Source organism: Candidatus Magnetaquiglobus chichijimensis, assembly GCF_045865675.1.
Taxonomy (GTDB): domain Bacteria; phylum Pseudomonadota; class Magnetococcia; order Magnetococcales; family Magnetaquicoccaceae; genus Magnetaquiglobus; species Magnetaquiglobus chichijimensis.
Genome location: NZ_BAAFGK010000002.1, coordinates 72337 through 95233, shown reverse-complemented (window position 1 = coordinate 95233; position 22897 = coordinate 72337). Strand labels below are relative to the sequence as shown.

At 58.4% G+C, this 22897-nt stretch carries 18 protein-coding genes; 9 read left to right on the top strand and 9 right to left on the bottom strand.

From position 1 onward, the window contains the following. Positions 1–170: 170 nt before the first annotated feature. The 7 genes from ACOY6C_RS02425 to ACOY6C_RS02395 form a co-directional block, all read right to left on the bottom strand. Entirely contained in the window at positions 171–404 is a 234-nt protein-coding gene (locus ACOY6C_RS02425) for a glycosyltransferase (RefSeq protein ID WP_420903887.1), read from the bottom strand. A 92-nt stretch (positions 405–496) separates the two neighbouring features. Then, entirely contained in the window at positions 497–1903 is a 1407-nt protein-coding gene (locus tag ACOY6C_RS02420) for a sigma-54-dependent transcriptional regulator (RefSeq protein WP_420903886.1), read from the bottom strand. Between the two features lie 4 nt (positions 1904–1907). Beyond that, positions 1908–3413 carry an ATP-binding protein gene (locus ACOY6C_RS02415; RefSeq protein WP_420903885.1) on the bottom strand — a complete coding sequence of 502 codons (1506 nt, stop codon included), beginning with the start codon at positions 3411–3413 and terminating at the stop codon, positions 1908–1910. A gap of 209 nt (positions 3414–3622) precedes the next feature. Beyond that, complete coding sequence (locus tag ACOY6C_RS02410; RefSeq protein WP_420903884.1) at positions 3623–4489, bottom strand: FkbM family methyltransferase; 867 nt, start codon at positions 4487–4489, stop codon at positions 3623–3625. A 40-nt stretch (positions 4490–4529) separates the two neighbouring features. Beyond that, entirely contained in the window at positions 4530–6584 is a 2055-nt protein-coding gene (locus ACOY6C_RS02405; RefSeq protein WP_420903883.1) for a tetratricopeptide repeat protein, read from the bottom strand. Continuing rightward, a complete protein-coding gene (locus ACOY6C_RS02400; protein WP_420903882.1) occupies positions 6584–7720 on the bottom strand; it encodes a DegT/DnrJ/EryC1/StrS family aminotransferase in 1137 nt (378 codons plus the stop codon). The genes ACOY6C_RS02405 and ACOY6C_RS02400 overlap by 1 nt, the downstream gene beginning before the upstream one ends. A gap of 29 nt (positions 7721–7749) precedes the next feature. Further along, positions 7750–8745 carry an NAD-dependent epimerase/dehydratase family protein gene (locus ACOY6C_RS02395; protein WP_420903881.1) on the bottom strand — a complete coding sequence of 332 codons (996 nt, stop codon included), beginning with the start codon at positions 8743–8745 and terminating at the stop codon, positions 7750–7752. Between ACOY6C_RS02395 and ACOY6C_RS02390 the strand changes: the two genes are divergently transcribed. After that, positions 8744–9121 carry a hypothetical protein gene (locus tag ACOY6C_RS02390; protein WP_420903880.1) on the top strand — a complete coding sequence of 126 codons (378 nt, stop codon included), beginning with the start codon at positions 8744–8746 and terminating at the stop codon, positions 9119–9121. The two genes, ACOY6C_RS02395 and ACOY6C_RS02390, sit on opposite strands and share 2 nt — an antisense overlap. A 6-nt stretch (positions 9122–9127) precedes the next feature. Here the strand turns inward: ACOY6C_RS02390 and ACOY6C_RS02385 are convergent, their stop codons facing one another. Next, positions 9128–10249, bottom strand: coding sequence for a GGDEF domain-containing protein (locus tag ACOY6C_RS02385; RefSeq protein ID WP_420903879.1), 1122 nt, complete (start codon positions 10247–10249; stop codon positions 9128–9130). 657 nt (positions 10250–10906) lie between these two features. Between ACOY6C_RS02385 and ACOY6C_RS02380 the strand changes: the two genes are divergently transcribed. The 8 genes from ACOY6C_RS02380 (at position 10907) to ACOY6C_RS02345 (ending at position 21875) form a co-directional block, all read left to right on the top strand. After that, positions 10907–12814 carry a potassium transporter Kup gene (locus ACOY6C_RS02380; protein ID WP_420904248.1) on the top strand — a complete coding sequence of 636 codons (1908 nt, stop codon included), beginning with the start codon at positions 10907–10909 and terminating at the stop codon, positions 12812–12814. A 329-nt stretch (positions 12815–13143) separates the two neighbouring features. After that, a complete protein-coding gene (locus ACOY6C_RS02375) occupies positions 13144–13236 on the top strand; it encodes a potassium-transporting ATPase subunit F (protein WP_420903878.1) in 93 nt (30 codons plus the stop codon). Further along, positions 13233–13484, top strand: coding sequence for a hypothetical protein (locus ACOY6C_RS02370; RefSeq protein ID WP_420903877.1), 252 nt, complete (start codon positions 13233–13235; stop codon positions 13482–13484). Before ACOY6C_RS02375 ends, ACOY6C_RS02370 begins: the two co-directional genes overlap by 4 nt. Continuing rightward, the gene (kdpA, locus tag ACOY6C_RS02365) at positions 13481–15289 is read left to right on the top strand and encodes a potassium-transporting ATPase subunit KdpA (protein ID WP_420903876.1); all 1809 of its coding nucleotides are present in this window, start codon (positions 13481–13483) and stop codon (positions 15287–15289) included. The genes ACOY6C_RS02370 and kdpA overlap by 4 nt, the downstream gene beginning before the upstream one ends. Before the next feature lie 14 nt (positions 15290–15303). Continuing rightward, a complete protein-coding gene (kdpB, locus tag ACOY6C_RS02360) occupies positions 15304–17367 on the top strand; it encodes a potassium-transporting ATPase subunit KdpB (protein ID WP_420903875.1) in 2064 nt (687 codons plus the stop codon). Positions 17368–17380: 13 nt separating this feature from the next. Next, on the top strand, positions 17381–17959 hold the full coding sequence (gene kdpC, locus ACOY6C_RS02355) for a potassium-transporting ATPase subunit KdpC (protein ID WP_420903874.1): 579 nt from the start codon (positions 17381–17383) through the stop codon (positions 17957–17959). A gap of 197 nt (positions 17960–18156) precedes the next feature. Beyond that, positions 18157–20850, top strand: a complete 2694-nt coding sequence (gene kdpD / locus ACOY6C_RS02350; RefSeq protein ID WP_420903873.1) for a two-component system sensor histidine kinase KdpD — start codon at positions 18157–18159, stop codon at positions 20848–20850. 314 nt (positions 20851–21164) lie between these two features. Beyond that, positions 21165–21875 (top strand): response regulator, encoded by a 711-nt coding sequence (locus tag ACOY6C_RS02345; RefSeq protein ID WP_420904247.1) that lies wholly within the window; start codon positions 21165–21167, stop codon positions 21873–21875. A gap of 316 nt (positions 21876–22191) precedes the next feature. On the opposite strand, the gene ACOY6C_RS02340 is transcribed toward ACOY6C_RS02345, so the two are convergent. Further along, positions 22192–22575 (bottom strand): hypothetical protein, encoded by a 384-nt coding sequence (locus ACOY6C_RS02340; RefSeq protein ID WP_420903872.1) that lies wholly within the window; start codon positions 22573–22575, stop codon positions 22192–22194. Positions 22576–22897: the final 322 nt, after the last annotated feature.

Genomic DNA, 22897 nt, shown 5'->3' with positions numbered 1-22897 from the left:
ATCAGCCGTTCTTCAAGATCTGGATCATCGGACACGGCTTGCTTGACGCGACCCCATGTTCCGTTCTTTGTCCAACGAAAAAATCGTTTACAAACATCATTCCAATGACCGTATACGGAAGGGCGCTCCCGCCCCAGGGCGCGCCCTTCCGAGCAATCCAGAGAACCGTTTCAATGAATCATCGCTGATCCGCAGCTCGTTTCTCGGATACCGCCGCTGGCAAGACGACGCATGCGCGGATCCTCATGAGCAATGATCAAATCCTGCCGAGGGGAGTCATCCACCAGCAACAATTCCCAGCGCGATTCTGTTTGGGCGAGCACCGAAGAGATGGCACCGTGCAAATAATCGTGCTGTCTATGACATGGCATGATAACGCTGAACAGAGGTAAACCATTCGACATCGCACAACTCCGCATCACAAACCATATGGACCTTCAACCCGGACCGGGACTCCCGTCCTGGTCTTTCCGCTCCAGCGCACGCCATGCGGTGATCACGCTCCGTCAAGACGCGGCACAGGTTCGGATCGCCCGTGAATTTTCTTCAATCGACGCCACAAGGAGACCCGATCCATTCCCAGGACGCGCGCCGCCTCACCCTGGTTGCCCTGCAACTGTTCGCAAACCCAGAGGATGTAGTCCCGTTCCATCTGTTCCAGCGAGGGATAGGCGCCCTCCTGGAGCGATGCGAACATTCCGACAGGTGCGCTCTTCTCCAAGGTGGGCAGATCGCTCACCTCCACCTGATCACCAGGGGCGAAGGCCACGGCGCGCAGAATCATGTTTTCCAGTTCGCGAATGTTCCCGTGGAAGGGGTGACCGCTCAATCGCTCCAGGGCGGTCCGTGAAATGCCCGTCACGGAGCGCTGCAACGCCTTGGCATGCTTGTCGATGAAGTGTTGAGCCAGCAGCGGCAGATCTCCCAACCGGCAAGAGAGGGGCGGAAGATGAAACTCGATGACATTCAACCGGTAATAGAGATCGCGACGGAATTGGCCGGCTTCCACCGCGGCGCGCACATCCCGATTGGATGCGGCCATAAAACGCACATCCACGCTGACCGGACGGGTCGAGCCCAGGCGCAACAACTCCTTCTCCTGGATCACCCGCAGCAGCTTCACCTGCATGGATAGCGACATTTCGGTGATCTCGTCGAGAAACACGGTGCCGCCATGCGCGGTTTCCAGCAACCCCTTGCGATCGCGCACCGCGCCGGTGAACGCTTCCCGTGCATGGCCGAACAGCTCGTTGGTCAGAAGCTCTTCCTGAAACGCACCGCAGTTGATCGCCACGAAGGGTTGGGCGGCACGATTGCCCATGTCATGGAGATATTTCGCCAGGATCTCCTTGCCTGTTCCGGTCTCTCCCGTGATCAACACCGGCAGTTCGAGCGATGCCGAGATGGTCGCCTGCTCCAGGATCTTCAACATGGCCGGATCCCGCGTGATCAGCGACGTGGCGAGCGATCGGCCTTGCGTTGGGGATGGTTTGGCCCTGACCTCTCCATCCGCCACGCGCCTCGCGAAGGCATGGGTGATCGCCTCGCGCAACTCCTGGGGTCGGATCGGTTTGATCAGATAGTGAAACGCCCCCAGTCGCATGGCCTCCACCACGGAGTTGACGGACACGGTATCGGAAATGAGAATCAGGGCGCATGCAGGACACAGACGCAGACAACGACGCAGGAATTGATTCGCGTCCATGGGATCGAGCCCCAGATCGGCGAGAATGACCTGGACCATCCGCCCGGTTCCACGGGATGACTCCTCCAGATACCGCAAGGCGGCGGCGCTTCCGGGTGCAACCGCGACAGGATGCCCCTCCTTGCGCAGAATGTGTTCGAGATTCTGCACAGCCATCTTGTCGCGATCCACGATGAGTATCTGCGCGGCTTCCGACATGGGGTCAGATCTCCACCATCCGGTCAACCCTCCCCCCCTCGGAAGCCAGCAGCCACAAGGCAAATCGCCAACCGGCATCCCCTTCCCCGTCAAACAGCAGCATGGCGCCCTGATGACGACGAACGATGCCCGGCAGCAGGGAGATGCCGGGAGATCCATCCTCACCCGGCAGGCAGAGCCAGGAGACATCCGGATCGGTCTGCGAGAGGATGGGTTGAATCTCTTCGCGCCAGGGCAAGGAGAGTTCCACCACGTCACGACAGTTGGCGGGCAGCCAGACAAGGGGGCGCAATACCGAGCGATTCACCAGCGCCTGCATCTCATCCGGGCCGACGCGACGGGCCTGAAGGCTTGCGTCCGTGGATGCCGGGTTGCGTTGCAAGGCCTGCATCATCCAATCGACCAGACCGCGTTCCAGAGATTTCGGATTGCCCGACACTTCCAGGCCAGAGGCGATATCCATCTTCCATGCACCGGATATTCCATGAGATTCGTGCAGATTCACCAGGACTCTCTCAAGCAGATGTTTGAGATTGACGGGACGGTTGTTGCCATCCTGCTCTTGAACATACTCGCGAATATCGGCCAGCAGGCGACTGCCCTGTTCGGCCTGCTGCTGCACGCATCCGATCATCTCCCTGGTCTCTCCCGACCACCCGGAAGACTCTTCCATGAGAATCTGACAACTGGTCGAGATGTTGGTGATGGGTTTTTCAAGCGTCTTGACCAGCCTGGAGAGCACCTCATCGGAAAAGGCCAAGGGTGAGCGACGCATCGCCTCCTTTCGTTGCAGATTGGCCTGTTCGAGCACCTGGTTGAGCACCGAGGTCGCATGGTTCACCTCGGAATCGGGGGTGGTCATGCGCACCCGATCCTGTTGTCCCTCGAGCACCCGTTCCAGCTCGCGACGCAGATCGCACCAGGGGGAACAGGCCCTGCGCAAGAACAGAACACCATAGAAGACCATCAACATGATGAAGAAAAGATCCATGAAGACAATCGACGTGCGGGTGTTGTCCAGGATGGCGACGAGATTGTCCTCGGTATCTGCCGCCAACTGTTCGGAGAAGCCGATCAGTTTCTTGCCCAGTTGATGAATCGCCACCTCTTGCGCCTGGGTGGAATGGGGATCCTGTTCCAGCGCGTTGAGATGTTTGAACAGAGCCTCCCGATACTCCAGGGTGACTTGCCCCATGCCCTGAAGAATGCGGTCTCCATGCTCCCTGGAGAGAATGGCGCTTCGATGTTCGCGCACCTGCCGCTCCACCTGATCCAGATAGCCTATGGCGTTCTCGAATGCGCCGCGATCCCGGAAGATGAAATAGTTCTTTTCGTATCTTCTCACCTCCAGCACGGTATTCAGAAGACTCAGGAACCCATGATCGTTCATGGCCTGCTGATGGATCCGACCGGTCTCCCGAAACAGGAAAAAGGAGATCGAAATCAGCACAACGCACAGGATGACCAATCCAACCACCACCATCTGGCTCAATGATGGAATTTTGCGCATTCTTTGATTTTTCCTTGTGTTGATGGAAGCGTGGTTCAGCGATTCTCCAGGAGCGACCCGAAACCGTTCGAGCTCCTCTGGTTGAGACAAGGCGTGATGGCTTCTTGCACGGAATCGCCATCCAATCCGCCTTGGCGGCTGTCTGGCAATGGCCAAACAGCCGCCCATGCATCGTCATGCATCATGATCGGCGTGACCCGTCGGACCCGTCATGCGGCGGGGGTCAGGCAATCCTCGAGATGATCAACATACCATTTACCTGGGTTGTTATCCACCTCCTTCCTGCTGGCCAATTCATTCAAACAAAGCAGGACGACATCCATGGATTGGTAACAATAATGAAGAATCAGGGCCATCTGTTTCAGCAATTCGGTCGGCAACTGTCCAACTTTCCGATAGTCCGCCACATATACCATTTCCGCGACCAGCAACTGCCTGACCGGCCAGCCAGGACTGTTGTTGATGATCAGCGGTTTGACGCCCCAGGTCTTGATCAGGGGCATGGCGTGCGGAATCAGCCCCATGGACCTAAGTTGAAGATCCAGCTCGCCGATGGTCGGTTGCGCCTGATACAGCGGAATAAAGGATACTTCAAGCTGAACAACCGAAACATCGGACAACTTGTTGCGACCATGGGCGAGAATCATCTTCTCGGATCCGCACACATTCATTTTCAAATGGTCGATCCGAGGAATCTCCTCGATATCGTCCAGGGCCCGCGTCCACACGTTCTTGCGCTCCACGACCTCGGTCAACTGATCAAAACGGTGGAAAAGCCCGCAAGCGACCGGATCAGGTTCCAACAGACTGGTCATCACCGAGGCGCGACAAATGCGCAGCGTATGCAACCGTCCGTCACCAAGCAGATAAGGCAGATAGATCTCCTGGTGTTTGTGCAGGGCGTTCAACCGCGCGGTGGTTTCGGCCTGGGGCTCGAATCCAAACAGTCGGCTGGGAATCTCTCCCAACAAGGATCGATAGTGCCCGGTCGGATCCATGGGATTGGCGCCGGCATCCACGATGATCGTCTCAAGGGTCGGTCGGATGCGTTGAAGCAAGGAAGGAGCGCGCGGCATGTTCTTTGTCCTTATGCTGTTGTCATCATTGTTGCCATGCTTACGGCCATTGACGCGATTCGCACCAGATGCGCCACATCCGTCGCCATGCCTGGGTCAGATTCCAGGCAAATCTCCGGTGGTCGAACAAAGGCGAATGCATGGCGCGCGCGCGCAACTCCGACCGCAAGCGCGCCAGTCCGTCCCGATCCGCGGCAAAGGCAACCGCTTTTTCCACATACGCGTCGCAATCTTCGGCAATCCATTCGGACAGTCCGACACAGGAGAGAATCGACTCTCCCTGGTGCGCAAGATAGCGACTCCCCTTGCGGGTGACGAAGGGCACGCCCATCCACAACCCTTCCACGCTGGTGGTCACGCCAGGATAGGGAAAGGTATCCAAGGCCATATCGACCTGGTGATAGCGGGTCAGGTAGAGCTCCCTCGATGAGGCCCCTTCCAACAGCAGGCGGTCGGCGTCGATGCCGCACGCGGCAAACCGCCGGGTCATCAACTCCCTGGCTTGCGGCTCGATGAACGAGCGCCCCTTCAACATCAGACGGCTGTTCGGAACCCGCCGCAGAATCTCGCTCCAGCAACGAATCACCTCGTCCGTGATCTTCCCCAGATGGTTGAACGAGCCGAAGGTGAAATGACCATGGGTGAGCACCGGAAGTTCGGATACCGGTGGCGAGGGATCGGGAGGCGTCAAACACAGGTAACAATCCGGCAATCTCCAGGGTTTCTCGCAAAAATGGCCCGCCTCCTCTTCCGGCAGATTGATCGGGTCACCCAGGATATAATCCATGGCCAGAACCCCGGTCGTGGCAAAATAGCCCAACCAGCTGACCTGTACCGGCGCCGGTTTCCAGGCAAATACCGGCAATCGGTTGAGCGCGGAGTGTCCGGACAGATCCAGCAGGATATCCACGCCATCCGCATGAATCATGCGGGCCACCGTTTCATCCCCAAGCCCGACCACGGATTGCCAGCGCGCCATGCGCGCCTTCAACCGTTGGGTCAGATCGTCTTCCAGAGTCCGATTGGAGTACGCATAAAATTCCACGACATTCGGGTCCATGACCGACAGGACATTTTCCAGAAAATACCCAACCGGATGCTGAAGAAAATCCCCGGAAACCAGGCCAATCCGCAATTTCTTGTCCACTTGCCCAGGGTCGGGCCAATGGACGATGGGCTGGGCCAGACGGGCAACCGCCTTGCCATATTGAAGCGCCTCGCGCAGGGCCGCGGCAGGATCTTCAAGATAATAGTTCTGGAGATACAGGAGATTGCCCCACACATCGAAGTGCCGCGGATGCATGGAAAGGATCTTTCGATAACACTGGTCCGCCTGTGCGTGCTGGCCGAGTTCGGTATGCACCAATCCAAGATTCGTGAGGATCTGGACATCTGCCGGCTTTTTCGCGTGCGCACGTTGCAAGATCTCATGCGCCGATCCGAGCTTGCCAATCGAAATGAGCACATAACCAAGATTGTTCATGGCGGCGGTATCGTGCGGATTGGCTGTCAGAACCTTCTGGAAACAGACTTCCGCCTCCTGAAAACGCCGGCTGTTGAACAGCATGTTGCCCAGGCCGATCCAGAGATCGCGTGAATTCGGATCGTGGCTCAGCCCGGTCTGGTACACCTGTTCCGCCTCTTCCAGTCGCCCGGAAACCTGCAAAACGCTCCCAAGCGTGGCCAGGGCCAGAATCGAATCCGCCTGCCTGAGCAAGGCCTGACGGCAACTCCGTTCGGCCTCCGACAAACATCCCCGGCTCAGTTGAGCGTTGGCCAGATTGACGTAGCCATTGACATAATCCGGCTCGATCTCCAGAGCGCGGCGGCAGAACCCTTCCGCTTCCAACAACCGTCCCTGCGTGCTGCGAATGATGCTCAGATTGCCCAGGGCGCCCACATACTCCGGTCGGTCCGGGGTGATCCGCAGATAACAGGACTCCGCCGTGACCAGATCCCCTTTCAGATGGGCTTGCAGCCCGCGTTTCCACCAATCGACCGTTGGCCTGAACATCCGGATCGGGGTGGTGGTCAACCCCGTGGCATGGCACTTCTGCAAATCGCCCATTTGGGAGGAGGCCAGTTGTCGTGACATCACACACGAACCTCCCACCCGGAAAAATCGTTGATGGCCTCCACCACCGTTTCCACCTCCTCGGGGGTGAGAAACGGATGGCAGGGCAGGGAAAGACAGGTTTGGGCATGCGCTTCGGCCCTGGCGAGCCCGGCGGGATCGATGCGGACCGTGGCGCCGCACGCCGGTTGGCGATGAACCGGCAGGGGGTAATGAAGGGCGGTTTGGATGCCACGCTCCTCCAGACAGATACGCAAGGCATCCCGCACGGGTGAATTGACGACAAACAGATGATGCACATGGGAAGCCTCGTCCGCAGGCAGGGCGGGCAAGGCAACCAGGGGATGACGGATGCCCTCCTGATAGGCGCGCGCGATTTTCCTCCGGGTGTCGTTGCACTCTTGCAACCAGGCGAGACGGGTGGTCAGGAAAGCGGCCTGCAGTTCGTCCAACCGACTGTTCAGTCCGGGCACGAGATGAGGCGATCCAAGGCGACCACTGTCGCGCCCATAATCCCGCCATTGTCGCGCCGTTGCCGCGATCGCTTCATCGTTGGTGACGACCATGCCACCATCCCCGATGGCGCCGAGATTCTTGGTGGGGTAAAAACTGAACGCGCCAGCCAGCCCGAAAGATCCCGCCGCTCTTCCCTGAACGCTCGCCCAATGGGCCTGGGCGGCATCTTCGATCAAGATCAGACCATGATGGTTGCAAAAGGCAACCCAGGCGTCCATGTCGGCCAGGCGTCCGTAAAGATGGACCAGGACAACGGCTTTGGTGCGCGCGGAGAGAACACGGCGCGCACTTTCCCTGTCGAGGAGCGCGGTTCCAGGCTCGATATCCGCCACCACCGGGGTGGCGCCGGACCTGAGCACGGCCAACAAGGTGGCAAACGCCGTGATGGCCGGCACGATCACCTCATCGCCAGGCACGATGCCGCTGGCGCGCAGCGCGATTTCAATGGCATCCATGCCGTTGCCCACGCCAATCCCGAACCGCGTGCCACAGGCCCCGGCCCAAAGCGCTTCAAAACACTTCACCCGCCAATCCAGAACGTAACGTCCGGAATGCAAAACCCGCTTCAAATCGGCCAACAGGGCCTGCTGCCGGTCTGCGGGTTCTCGCGTGAAATCGTTCATCCAGATCTTGAGTGACATGGCGCAACCTCGTCGCGATAACGATCCGATCACTGGACCCGTTGTGTTCCCAGATACAGCGAAAAGTGGCGGCGATAGTAATCCACCGTCCTGGTCAGGCCGGTTTTCAGATCCATGCGCGGATGCCAGTCGAGATCTTCCGAAATCCGCTGGAAGTTGCAATAGGCGCTCCCGATATCGATCTTGCGCCGATCGCATGGAAACGGTACCAGGTTGTAGGCGCCATCAAACCATTCCGCCATGCGTTTGCCCAGTTCCAGCATCGAAATCACTTCGTTTCCACCCAGCAAATAGGTCTGTCCAATGGCCTTGGGATGCATGCCCGCCAGCAGCAGAGCCGCCACGCAGTCATCCACATGATTGAAATCCCGAAGTGGCCGGCCATCGCCATAGATGGGCAGAGGTTTGCCTTCGATCAACAGACGAATCCAGAAGCCGAGAAAGGACAAACGGGAATCCATGATGCGCATGCCATTTCCATACGTGTTGGTCAGTCGCAGAATGGTGACCGGCATGCCATGGAAGGCATGAAACAAACGGTGATAGTGTTCACCCGTGGCTTTGTGAATGCCATTGATGTCCACGGGTTGAACCGGATGGGATTCATCGATCGGGAGTTGTTTGGGGCGACCGTGCACCTGGCGCGTGCTGGTGAAGACGATCCGGAGCGATGGGTTGCAAGCCAGACACAATTCAAGCAATTTCAATTGCGCCTGGACATTGATATCCAGATCCGCATGGGGAGCCGTCATGGAATCCCAATGGGATGTCTGGCCCGCCAGGTTAAACATCACGTCATGGCCTGGAAGGCATTCGCGCATGGCATACGTGTCGCGGATATCGACCTGGTGCAGTTCCACCTGCCCCCGAATATCCCGGATGTTCCAGAGATTGCCCCCCTGTCCTGGAAGCAGGGCATCCACGATCGTCACACGGGCGCCCTGACGAATCAGTTGTCTTGCCAGGTGCGAACCGATCAGTCCCACTCCTCCGGTGATCAAGACGTTTGCCTGCGCATAGTTCATGGTTCGGTTCCCGAAGATTGCCATTCGTCTGGAGTCTGTTTGGCCATGGCTGAAATCACCAAACAGTCCTTCAAGGGTGACAGATACGTTCACCTGGATTTCAGCAATTGACGAGCCAGAACAAATTATTTTTATTTATCAATTCAATAACCGGAAAACCAAAGACCCGGACACCTGGCGAGCGTTTCATGAATGCAACATGCATCCATCCGATGTTGCACGATTCAAACAGCGCCACGGTCAGGCCGACCTGGCGAAAAGCGCACGATCGCGCCGCATGGAATGGAAACGGCAGAGGGAGACGTGGGGGGGGTATACCGGGGATGGGAAGGCAGGACGGATGGGCCGGACAGACCGATTCATGTCCGGCTTCTGATCCGAATCAATGCGCCACCACCGTCGTGGCGTGGGAGACGGCCTGGCCGTCGAACAAGGTGACCCGGTTGCGACCTGCCGCCTTGGCACGATACATCGCCTGGTCCGCCTGTCCTTGAATCTCGGCAAAGGTCAGCGGCTCCGCCTGGTTCATGGCCACGCCAATGCTGGCCGTGATCCGCAAGGGCATGGCCTCGATGCGAGGCATCAGCCGTTCGATATCACTGCGCAACTTTTCGGCAAATTTCAGAGCCTCTTCCGGCGTGATGGTGGAGAGGAAGATCGAAAACTCCTCGCCACCGATCCTCCCCAGCGCATCGCTGTGACGGATCAGTCGCTTGAGACAGGCGGCGGTCTCCTTGAGAACCGTATCCCCGGCCTCGTGTCCATATCGGTCGTTGATCGACTTGAAATGGTCCAGATCGATGAACAAGACCGCGAATGACGCACCGCTGCGCGTGGAGAGACGAATCAGTCGATCCACCAACGCATAGTAGGCGCGGGCGTTCAAGAGTCCGGTCAAGGGATCTTCGGTGGAGAGTTTGCGCAACTGGATGTTGGATTCCACCATCCGGCGATGAAACGATACCGATCGGCTGCTGTAGACATGAAAGACCACGCCCGCCGCTCCCAGGCTCAACGTCAGGGTGGACAACGCATGCGAGGACAACGGTGGTTGGAGATACTGGTTGACCCCATGGATGGCCAGGATGGTGACCAGGGTATTGACCATCCCCGGCCACGCCCCCAACAGGATGTAGACTCCGCTGATTTGCAGAAAAAACCAGACCACGCGCATTTCGTCCGCTGTCACGAACAACAGGGCAGAGACGAACTGCAAGAAGTTGAGCACCACATAGCTCCAGGCCACCCGGAAGAAACGCTCCTTGCGCCCCCAAACCAACACCATGAGAAGCAGGGAAACCAGAGAATAGGCGTGGGTCATGATCAGATGGGCGGTGCCCAGTTTCATCACCCCCAACCCGTCGGACACCAGAATGGCGGAATTGAAAACCAGACCGTTGAGCATCAGGATGTAGAGGAACCGAAACTGAAACTGCAAATACTCCTCATCCTCCTCGAATTCGGCACCACCAAGCAGAAAATGGACAAATTGTGACTTGGGCATGCAGGCAAACCTCCAGAATGATTCAACCGGACCCGACCAGGAACATCATAGCAATCAACAACTTTTATTATACACAAGGCGCCAAAAAACAGCGCCAACCACCCTTTCGCAACAAAATCAACTTATGCGACCCAAAAATCTCAAACACCATTCGAACCGAGAATCACGGCGAGAACGCCCTGCATTGTTTGCCAATTATTCAAAAATTGCAATAAAAAAACTCTACCATCCTGCTTTACAGCCTGCTGGTTCACCCGTGCTGGATTGATTCCGTCCAAAAACACCTCCCCACAAGCGCTTGCACCCACCCGTCCGACTCTCCCCTCCTCCAGCCAGGGGGAATCGGCCCGGCGATCCGTTCACTGGCCCAGGGGGACATGGAACCGGAACGGCGTGCCATTTTTATATTATTTTTACAGTGCAGACTCCTTTTTATTGCCAATCTTTATTTCCTGTTCGCTAAGCTTAATCCTTTAGGAACGGATGACTCAGCATTGATTTGCCTTGAATTGCGAATATTGTTTAACATTTTTATAAGATCTTCTTTTTATACCAATTTTACATCAAAACAACCCGTTTTTATAAATCATCTTACGGTTGACGACTGCATTCTTTACAAAATATTTGCAACAAAACCCGTCCCAAGGAGTGTTCATGATGAGTCAGACTCTGCCACACAAACAAGGAAGTTCACTGCCCACCTTGATGATCGGCGCCATCGGCGTGGTGTTCGGCGACATTGGCACCAGTCCATTGTATGCCGTCAAGGAGGCGCTTGGAGGCGAACATTCCGCCACGCCCACTCCGGATAATGTTCTGGGCATCATCTCCCTCATCTTCTGGACCCTGCTGATCGTGCTGACGATCAAATATCAATTCTTCATCATGCGCGCTGACGAACAGGGCGAAGGGGGCAATCTGGTGCTGGTCTCCCTGGCACGGAAATTCACCCAGGGCCATCCCCGCATGCAGAGGGCCATCATGATCATGGGCATGATCGGCGTATCCCTCTTTTTCGGGGATGGCGTGATCACCCCGGCGATCTCCGTTCTGTCGGCGGTCGAAGGACTGGAGGTGATCACCCCGGCGTTTCAACCGTACATCATTCCAATCACCTTGATGGTGATCCTCCTGTTGTTTCTCGTCCAGAGCAACGGAACCGCCAAGATCGGACGTCTGTTCGGTCCCGTTTGCGCCCTCTGGTTTCTGGCCATCGCCGCAGTCGGGATCAAGGAGATTCTGCGCCATCCGGAAATTCTGGCAGCCTTGAATCCGATGCATGGAATCCACTTTCTGCTCGGGTCCGGCGGTGGCAACACCTTCATCGTCCTGGGCTCGGTGTTTCTGGCCGTGACCGGGGCCGAGGCGCTCTATGCCGACATGGGGCACTTCGGCAGATCGGCGATCAACTGGTCCTGGGGATTCTTTGTGTTTCCCGCCCTGATGTTGAACTATCTGGGCCAGGGCGCCCTGATCCTGGGGGATCCGGGCACGGTCAAGAACCCCTTTTACATGAGCGTACCCGAATGGGGCATGCTCCCCATGGTGGTTCTGGCCACCTCGGCGACCATCATCGCTTCGCAGGCGGTGATCTCCGGCGCTTTTTCCGCCACCCGGCAGGCCATGCAACTGGGGTATCTGCCCCGCTTGCGCGTGATTCACACCTCCTCGTCGGAGTTCGGACAGATCTATGTCCCCCTGACCAACTGGCTGTTGTTGATCGCGGTCGTCGCTCTGGTGCTGGGCTTCAAGAGTTCCACCAATCTGGCGGCAGCGTATGGCATCGCCGTGACCGGCACCATGATCGCCGTGACCACGCTGGCTTTTGGTATCGTGTTGCGTCACCTGTTCTCCTGGAGCCTGTTGTTCTCCATCCCTCTGTTGCTGATCTTCTTGAGCGTCGATCTGGGATTCTTCGGGGCCAATGCGCTCAAGTTCATGGACGGCGGGTGGTTCCCGGTCATCCTGGGGGCGCTGCTGTTCTTCCTGATGTCAACCTGGCGCAAGGGACAGGAGATGGTCAAGTGCGCGGTGCGCAAACAGGAGATCCCCCTGGAACCGTTCCTGCGGCAACTCAATCCATCCGACATCAACCGCATCCCCGGCACCGCCGTCTTCATGACCCAGAACTTCGACCTGGCCCCGCCTGCCCTGGTCGAACTGCTCAAGCATACCCTGACCCTGCATGAACGGGTGGTTTTCCTGAGCGTCCAAACCGAAAATATCCCGTATGTGGACCACGACAAACGGTTGGTCATGGATACTCTGCTCGACAACTATTACCGCATCCGGATCAAACACGGCTTCATGGAAACCGTCGATGTCCCCGGCATGCTGGTCGATTGTCGATTGAAAGATGGGGAGCGCGTGGTCATGGAGGATACCTACTTCTTTCTGGGCAAAGCCAACTTCGTGGCGGGACACGCTCCGGGAATGGCCCGTTGGCGCTTGAAACTCTTCTTGAATCTGTACCGCAATGCGGAGAGTCCCACGCGCTTCTTCAATTTACCCTCCATCCGCGTGGTCGATCTGGGCACACGAATCGTTCTGGGCGGAGCCGAATGATCTTTCGGACTTTTCCGAAACCCTGCACCATTCCACCATCGACCAACACGCTTGCCGCTTTTTTGCGCCGTCATGATGACGGCGCAAAAAGCCTCTCAAACCGTATAAAACCAATCACGAAGCCCGCCTGAAAATATTTACGTTTTTTTTACATCCGCATTCCAACCTTTTTTCCTGTTTTTACTTTTCACTGTCTAACATCTTTGTCCATCGATCAATCCAATCCACAAGGAGTCGTCATGGACGTTTTCCATCTCATTATGGCTGTCGGTTTCTTTGCCCTATCCGGGGCCATGGTCTCTCTATTCGAACGACTCCGGAGGCGATGAATGAACCCTCTCTACCTGATCGGATTGCTGGCAACAGCATTCGTGTTCGTTTATCTGGTTGTTGTCCTGTTTGTGCCGGAGAAATTCTCATGAGTCACGCCATCCGCTCAAAAGGATTCGCCCTGGCCGCCCTGCTGGCGCTTGCCTGGCCCGTTGCCTGCCTTTCAACATCGGAGGAGAGTGCCCGGAATCATCGACACGCCCTGCTCGACTGGTCCGACACGCGCCGACATGTCGAACAGGATCCTCTGCCCCATGCGCCATCTCAACAAACCATCCAGGCGTTCCGCATGGGACTGGATTCGGATTCCCCCCTGTTTCCACGGAGGAATGCCCCATGAACAGCAACGGATATCTCCAACTTGTCGTGTATGTTCTGGTGTTGCTGCTGCTCTCCTGGCCCCTTGGACTGTTCATGGCCAAAATCTACGCAGGGACGCTCCCTCGCGCCGTGCGTTGGCTCTCTCCCGCAGAAGAAGGCGTCTATCGCCTGTGCGGAATCCGGGCGCACGAAGAGATGTCCTGGACCCGCTATGCCTTTGCGGTGCTGACCTTCAACCTGCTCGGTTTCCTGGCGGTTTACGCACTGCAACGCCTGCAACCATTTCTGCCCCTGAATCCGCAGGCCATGACCGCCACCACGCCGGATCTGGCCTTCAACACCGCGGTCAGCTTTGCCACCAACACCAACTGGCAGGCCTACGGCGGCGAAACCACCCTCTCCTATCTGACGCAGATGTTTGGCCTGACGGTGCAGAACTTCGTCTCTGCGGCCAGCGGCATGGCGGTGCTGGCCGCCCTGATGCGGGCCTTCACCCGGCGTGAATCGCCCGGCATCGGCAACTTTTGGGTGGACATGGTGCGTTCCACGCTTTACATCCTATTGCCGTTGAGCATTCTGCTCGCCGTGTCGCTGGTCGGAGAGGGGGTGGTGCAGAGCTTCTCCCCCTACCAGAACGCTCAACTGCTCCAACCGGTCGAGTACGACGCACCGGTCAACGGTCCCGATGGCCAGCCGATCAAGGACGACAAGGATCAACCGGTCACGGAAAAAAAGATCGCCAAGGAGCAACTCATCGCCATCGGACCCGCCGCCTCCCAGGTGGCGATCAAGCAGCTGGGCACCAACGGCGGGGGGTTCTTCAACGTCAACTCCTCGCATCCCCTGGAAAATCCCACGCCATGGTCCAATTTTCTCGAACTTCTGGCCATTCTGTTGATTCCGGCGGCACTCTGCATCACTTTTGGCCGTTTCGTCGGAGATGTGCGCCAGGGTGGCGCGATCCTGGCGGCCATGACGATCGTCTTCGTGGGGCTGCTGGCGCTCTGCGTCGGGTCGGAACAGCGCGGCAATCCGCTCTTTGACCGGTTGGGTCTGGCGACTCACGCCTCGGATCAGGCCCCCGGCGGCAACATGGAGGGCAAGGAGAGCCGGTTCGGCATCGTCAATTCGGCGCTCTGGGCCACAGCCACCACTGCCGCGTCCAACGGCTCGGTCAATGCCATGCACGACTCCTTCACCCCGTTGGGCGGACTGGTGCCGATGTGGATGATGCAGCTTGGTGAGGTGATTTTCGGCGGCGTCGGTTCCGGATTGTACGGCATGATCGTCTTTGCCATTGTCGGCGTGTTCGTCTCCGGATTGATGATCGGACGCACGCCGGAGTATCTCGGCAAAAAGATCGAGGCCTTCGAGATGAAAATGGCCGCGGTCGCCATCCTCACCCCCTGTCTGGCCGTCCTGCTCGGCACGGCGATCGCCGTGGTCAGCGAGGCCGGCGTGGCCGGCATCGCCAATCCGGGGGTGCATGGCTTCTCGGAGATTCTCTACGCCTTCTCCTCGGCGGGCAACAACAACGGCAGCGCCTTCGGCGGACTGACGGTCAACACCCCCTTCTACAACACCCTGCTCGGCCTGGCCATGCTGCTCGCCCGCTACTGGGTGATCGTGCCGGTGCTCGCCATCGCCGGATCCCTGGCCGCCAAGAAAAGCATACCGCCCTCTGCCGGCACCCTGCCCACCCATACCCCATTGTTCGTGATCCTTCTGATCGGCACCGTGATCGTGGTCGGCGCGTTGACATTCCTGCCCGCGCTTGCCCTGGGTCCGATCGTGGAACACGTCCAGATGGTCCACGGACATTGATTTGGGAGAATTCCATGCAAAAATCACGTTCACTGCTCGATCCGGCACTGCTTCAGGAGGCCGTGCTGGACTCTTTCAAACGACTCTCCCCGCGTTATCAGATCCGCAATCCGGTGATGTTCGTGGTCTGGCTCGGGAGCCTGTTGACCACCGGACTTTATCTCCAGTCGCTGATCGGAACCGGAGAATCGCCCTCCTGGTTCATCCTGAGCATCACGCTCTGGCTGTGGTTCACGCTGTTGTTCGCCAACTTCGCCGAGGCCATGGCCGAAGGACGCGGCAAGGCGCAGGCGGCTGCCCTGAAAGGGTTGCGCAAGACGGTCATGGCCAAGAAACTCAAAGAGCCGAAACGGGACGCCCTCTCGGTAAACGTCCCTTCGGAAAGTTTGCGCAAGGGGGATGTGGTGCTGGTCTCCACCGGCGACATCATCCCCGGCGACGGCGAGGTGATCGAAGGGGTGGCCTCGGTGGACGAATCGGCCATCACCGGCGAATCGGCCCCGGTGATCCGTGAATCGGGCGGCGACTTCTCGGCGGTCACCGGCGGCACGCGGGTGCTTTCGGACTGGCTGGTGGTGCGGGTGACGGTGAATCCGGGCGAGACCTTTCTGGATCGCATGATCGGCATGGTCGAAGGGGCGAAACGACAAAAAACGCCGAACGAAATCGCCCTGACCATCCTGCTGGTGCTGCTGACGCTGGTGTTTCTGTTGGCCACCGTGACATTGCTGCCTTTCTCGATCTACGGTGTGGAGACCGCGCATGCCGGATCACCGGTCACGGTCACGGTACTGGTGGCGTTGCTGGTCTGCCTGATTCCGACCACGATCGGCGGACTGCTTTCGGCCATCGGCGTGGCAGGCATGAGCCGCATGATGGAGCGGAATGTCCTGGCCACCTCGGGCAAGGCGGTCGAAGCCGCCGGTGACGTGGACGTGCTGCTGCTCGACAAGACCGGAACCATCACCCTCGGGAACAGACAGGCGTCGTTGTTTGTCCCATCGCACGGGGTGAGCGAGCGGGAGTTGGCCGAGGCGGCGTTGCTGGCCTCGCTGGCCGACGAAACCCCGGAGGGGCGTTCGATCGTGGTTCTGGCCAAAGAGTCGTTGCATCAGCGCGGTCGGGACATCCATGCCGATGGCGCGACCTTCGTCCATTTCACGGCACAGACCCGCATGAGCGGTCTGGACTGGCAGGGCCGTTCGATCCGCAAGGGGGCCGCGGAGGCGGTGCATCGCCATGTGGAGTCCTGCGACGGGGTGTGGTCGCTGGCGATTCAGTCGTCGGTGGACGAGATCGCCCGACGCGGTTCGACCCCCTTGGTGGTGGCGGAGGGGAATCGCGTGCTGGGGGTGGTGGAGTTGAAGGATATCGTCAAGGGTGGGATCAAGGAGCGTTTCGCGGAACTGCGACGCATGGGGATCAAGACGGTGATGATCACCGGTGACAACCGCCTGACCGCCGCAGCGATCGCCGCAGAGGCCGGCGTGGATGATTTTCTCGCCGAGGCCACGCCGGAGGCCAAGCTGGCCTTGATCCGCGAGTATCAGCAGGAGGGACGGCTGGTGGCGATGACCGGTGACGGCACCAACGATGCCCCGGCCCTGGCCCAGGCCGACGTGGCCGTGGCCATGAACAGCGGCACCCAGGCGGCCAAGGAGGCGGGCAACATGGTGGATCTGGACTCCAACCCCACCAAGCTGATCGAGGTGGTGGAGACCGGCAAGCAAATGCTGATGACCCGAGGCGCGCTGACCACCTTTTCGATTGCCAACGACGTGGCCAAATACTTCGCCATCATTCCGGCGGCCTTCGCGGCCACCTATCCGGCGTTGGACATCTTCAACATCATGGGGCTGGCCACGCCCGCCTCGGCGATCCTGTCGGCGGTGATCTTCAACGCCCTGATCATCATCGCCCTCATTCCCCTGGCGCTCAAGGGGGTGGCTTATCGGCCCGTGGGCGCGGCGCTGCTGTTGCGACGCAATCTGCTGGTCTATGGTGTGGGTGGATTGCTGGTCCCCTTCGTGGGCATCAAAGCGATCGACCTGATCCTGGTCGCTCTTCATCTGGTATGATAAGGATACATCCATGTTCAAGGAACTGCTCCCCTCCCTGCGGATGCTGATCGTGATGACCCTCCTGACCGGCCTGCTCTATCCAGCCATGGTCACGGCGATCGCGCAAGGACTCTTTCCCGGCAAGGCCACCGGCAGCCTGTTGCGGGCCAACGGCCAGGTGATCGGCTCCGCGCTGATCGGACAACCCTTCACCGATCCGCGTTACTTCTGGGGTCGCCCCTCGGCGACCGCGCCCATGCCCTACAACGCCGCCGCTTCCGGCGGTTCCAACCTCGGACCGCTCAACCCGGCCCTGGAAGAGGCGGTCCAGGCGAGAATCATGGTGCTCAAGGAGAGCGATCCCACCCAAAAGCAGCCGATTCCCGTGGATCTGGTCACGACCTCGGGCAGTGGACTGGACCCGCACATCTCGCCCGATGCGGCCATCTGGCAGGTGCCGCGCGTGGCGCGCGCCCGCAATATCTCCGAAGCGGAGGTGCTGCTGCGGGTCCGGAAACATACCGAGGGACGCACCTTCGGCATTCTCGGCGAGGCGCGCGTCAACGTCCTGGCCCTGAATCTCGATCTGGACACCCTGGCCGCGAAGTAGTCTGCCATCCAGTCCGATCGTCACGACGTCACCCTGTAAGGAACCTTCGATGAACAAACCCGTACAAACCTGTTGCATCCGTGTGATCGGTGGTTCGATTCTGTGGGCATCCCGGAATCCCGGTGGTACGCATTGCGTGTTTTCCGTGGCCAAGACATTCTGATCCGCACCGACAACACCTTCCGGAGTCACGATGCATGGCGACCGATTCCCGTTCCGACCGTCCCGACCCCGATGCCATCCTGGCACAACTGGTGGCCGAGGAGCACCGGGAGCGGCGCGGCAGGCTGAAGATCTTTTTCGGCGCCTGTCCTGGCGTCGGCAAGACCTTCGCCATGCTGAGCGCCGCGCGGAGTCTGAGCGCCCAGGGGATGGACGTGGTGGCCGGCGTGGTGGAGACGCATGGCCGTGACGAAACCGCAGAGCTGTTGCACGACCTGGAAATTCTGCCGCGCCAGAGGATCGAATACAAAGGCCATCTGCTCGAAGAGTTCGATCTCGACGCAGCCCTGCAACGCAATCCGCGGATCATCCTCATAGACGAGTTGGCCCACTCCAACGCGCCCGGAAGCCGTCATCCAAAACGGTGGCAGGATATCGACGAACTGCTGAATGCGGGCATCGACGTGCTCACCACGGTCAACGTGCAGCATGTGGAGAGCCTCAACGACGTGGTGGGCAAGATCACCGGCATCCGCGTGACCGAGCGGGTGCCGGATCACGTCATCGATCGGGCGGACGAAATGGTGCTGGTGGACCTGCCCCCCGAGGAGTTGCTGCAACGTCTCCGTGAAGGCAAGGTCTACATGCCGCGTCAGGCGGAACGGGCCATGGAGCACTTCTTTCGCAAGGGCAACCTGCTGGCGCTGCGCGAGTTGGCCTTGCGGCGCACCGCAGACCGGGTGGATGGCGACATGCGCGCCTGGCGCCGGGAAAAATCGGTGACAACGGTCTGGCCCACCCGTGAATCGGTGCTGGTGTGCGTGGGACCCGGACCGGACAGCGAAAGTCTGGTCCGGCGCGCCGCCCGCAGAGCCAACCTGACCGGCGCGCCATGGCACGCAATCGTGATCGAGACCCCATCCATGCAGCAATTGCCGGATGCGGCGCGGGCACGCATCTTTGGCATTCTGAAACTGGCCCGGGAGATGGGTGCCCAGACGGCCAATCTGTCGGGTCCGAATCCCGTGGAGATCGCCATCGCCTATGCCCGCGAGTACAACCTGGGCACCCTGCTGGTGGGTCGGGATCGTTACCGACGTCTGCCCTGGCAGCACGGCTTCGCCGAAAAGGTCGCCCGTCTGGCCCCGGATCTGGAACTCCTCCAGGTGGCGATCGAAAAGCAGGAGCGTGAATCCCCCCAACGTTCTCCGGTTCCGGACAAACCCGCCCCAAAAAACGGAGAATGGTCGCCGTATCTGATGGCCTTTCTGATCGTGGCGTTGGTTACCGTGGTCAGCGAGCCTCTGCACGCCCTGCTGGATCTGGCCAACATCGTCATGATCTTCCTGCTGGCGGTGGTCTTCACGGCCATCCGCTTCGGACGTGCCGCCGCCGTGCTCTCATCGTTCCTTTCCGTGGCCGCGTTCGATTTTTTCTTCGTCCCGCCCCGCTTCACCTTCGCCGTGCATGACGCTCAATATCTGGTCACGTTCACGGTCATGCTGATCGTGGCTCTGGTGGTGGGACAACTGACGGCTGGTTTGCGATTCCAGGCATCCGAGGCCTGCAAACGGGAACAGCGCATGCAGGCGCTCTACGAAATGTCCAAGGATCTCTCCAGCGCACTGAGCGTGGAACAGATCATCGGCATCTGCCGGCGCTTCATCCAAAGAGGGTTCAACGCCTCGGTCGCGGTGTTCGTTCCCGGAACCCAGGAAAACCTGGAATGGGCCGAAGGATCCGCCCCATCGGACGCGGTGGACAGCGGCATCGCCCAATGGAGTTTCGATCATGGGGAAAACGCCGGTCTGGGCACCACCACACTGCCATCGGCCCATGCCCTCTATGTGCCGCTCAAGGCTCCGTCCCGTTTGTGCGGCGTGCTGGCCCTGGTGCCGGAAACCGCGACCTGGGAGCTTCCTCCCGGTCAACAGCAACTCCTGGACACCAGCGCCAGCCTGATCGCCATCGCTCTGGAGCGCGTTCATTACGTCATCCTGTCCCAGGAGTCCCAGGTCAGAATGGAGTCGGAACGGTTGCGCAACTCCCTGCTGTCGGCCATTTCCCATGATCTGCGCACCCCCCTGACCGTCATCACCGGTCTGACGGATGCCATGTGCCTGGCCACTCCTCCGTTGTCCGAACCCCATCTGAGTCTGGCGGACGCCATTCGGGATGAGGTGTCGCGCACCGTCACCATGGTCAACAATCTGTTGGACATGGCCCGCATGCAGATGGGACATATCGTGCTCAAAAGGAGTTGGCAGACTCTGGAAGAGGTGATCGGATTGTCCATGAATCACTGCGCTTCGCTGCTCTCCCGTCATGGGGTGCGCATCGCAATCCCCACGGATCTGCCCTTGCTTGAGCTCGATACCGGACTTATGGAGCGGGTTTTCAACAATCTTCTGGAGAACGCCGCCAAGCACACCCCACCGGGCAGCGTGATCCTCATTTCCGCGCGACACGAAGAGGAGCGCGTCAGAATCTCGATCTGCGACAATGGACCAGGCATTCCACAAGGCCTGGAGGAGACCCTGTTCGACAAATTCACACGCGGGAAAACCGAATCCTCGGTGATTGGTTTCGGGTTGGGACTGGCCATCGTGCGCGCCATCATCGAAGCGCATGGCGGATCCGTATGGGCGCACAACGGCCCGGACGGCGGAGCCTGTTTCACATTCCTGCTGCCTGTGGGCAATCCACCGCACATACCTGAAGAGCCCTGATGGTCTCTCCCGGATCCCCTGCCCCCGATCGGATCAAATCCATGGCACGCCTGATCAACGACACCCGACGCATGCCGACCCATGCGGGCTTGTCGCGTGTCCCTCGGGGAGCGATGAACGGGGTGAATGCACGAATCCGCGGATTCACGCCTCCGATCCGCTCCGACGCTTCAGGGGCCGGAACTCCTGCGGCGGGCAAGCCGATCGATCCGGGCTGTCAGGTTGTGGCTTGCGCCCCTGTGCCGATGGTGGAAAAATTCTTCCGTACCGCTCCAGTTGCCGCAGCGTCCATTCACCTTTCCGGGAGAGTTCTGATGGGCCATGCCCCCTCCTCCTCCTCCACGACGCTGATCGCGTTGATCGAGGACGAACCGCAAATACGTCGTTTCATCCGGGCCGCTCTGGAAGCGGAGCAGTATCACGTGACGGATGCCGCGACCGGGAAACAGGGGCTCATCGACGTCGGGACGCGCCGTCCCGACCTGGTCATCGTGGATCTTGGCCTGCCGGACATGGATGGTCTCGAGGTGATCCGGGACATGCGTTCCTGGTCCAATCTTCCCATCTTGATTCTTTCGGCACGGGATCATGAAGCCGACAAGGTGCAGGCCCTGGATATCGGAGCCGACGATTATCTCACCAAGCCGTTCGGCGTTCCCGAACTGCTGGCCCGGGTCCGCGCCCTGTTGCGTCGTTCAACCCGCACGCATGGGGATGAAACACCGGTGGTCACGTTTGGCTGCGTGGAGGTGAATCTGGTGCAACGCCTGGTGACCCGCAATCAAGTGCCCGTTCACCTGACCGCCATCGAATATCGGCTGTTGGCACAACTGATCGCCAACGCCGGGCGGGTCATGACGCATCGTGTTCTGCTTCGGGATGTCTGGGGACCAGGACATGCCGACAATACCCACTATTTGCGGATCTACATGTCCAACCTGCGTCGCAAACTCGAAGAGGATCCGAATGTACCCAAACACATCCTGACCGAATCGGGTGTCGGCTATCGCCTGGTTCTGTCATGATGGCATGGCTTCTGCTCGACTTTGGCCATTTGATTCTGTAGGTGAAAGGCAAGGATGACTCTCCCGCAAAAAGCCCCTTTACATAGCATTCATGTCAGACATAATTTAGCAAAATCAATCTGTTATAAAATCAACTTTTTGCCAGAAATGGTTTTTTGCGGGGGACTCAGGTATGGTGTCCCCGGATTTATGCTGAAGGAAATAGGTATAGTGTCCCCGGATTTTGTCCTGTCCCCGGATTTTGTCCCCGGATTTGCGCGGATTTATGCTGAAGGAAATAGGTATAGTGTCCCCGGATTTTATAAGGATTTAGGATTTATAGCCTTGGAAATACGACAGGTACTTTAAATATAATTCGACTTGAGCTATCTGTTCTTCCTGTGTTTTCAACCCCTCCATTTGCATTAACACGAAAAATACTCATGCTGATATTTGCTTTTTTTCCTTCTATCCTGTTCACTGAAACGGATAAGTTAAATTCAACAAACTCTGCCAAATCTTGCCCATCGGTTACCAATAATTTCCCTGCTTTTGCAGGCTCATCAAGATAAAAAATACGAGGATTGATTTTCGAGCCAGAACTCCCGAGATTTTTCTGCGCTTTTTCAATTCCCCGCATAATTCCTATAAGACTATTACTAATAAACTCTTCTATAGACACATTTTCATCAGATTCTTTTTGTTCGTTTTGACAAGACATAGCAACCTCCTTACATTTATATGTATTCGAGAAATCATTGTACGTCATTAGAAATCGAAATCAGAAATCGGGGGACACCATACGCATTTCCCTTATGATCAGAAATCGGGGGACACCATACGGATCAGAAATCGGGGGACACCATACGCATTTCCCTTATGGCTATAAATTTAATCAGTATGGTGTCCCCGGATTTCACCTTTTGTTGCGTGGCGGCTTGTTGCTTTCAGACTCGGAGATGACAACGCCACTGCGTACCATCAATGTGGGAGGGGGGACCGGCTTTTTTGGAGGTGTGTAGACCTGAGTGCTGGGCGCAGGC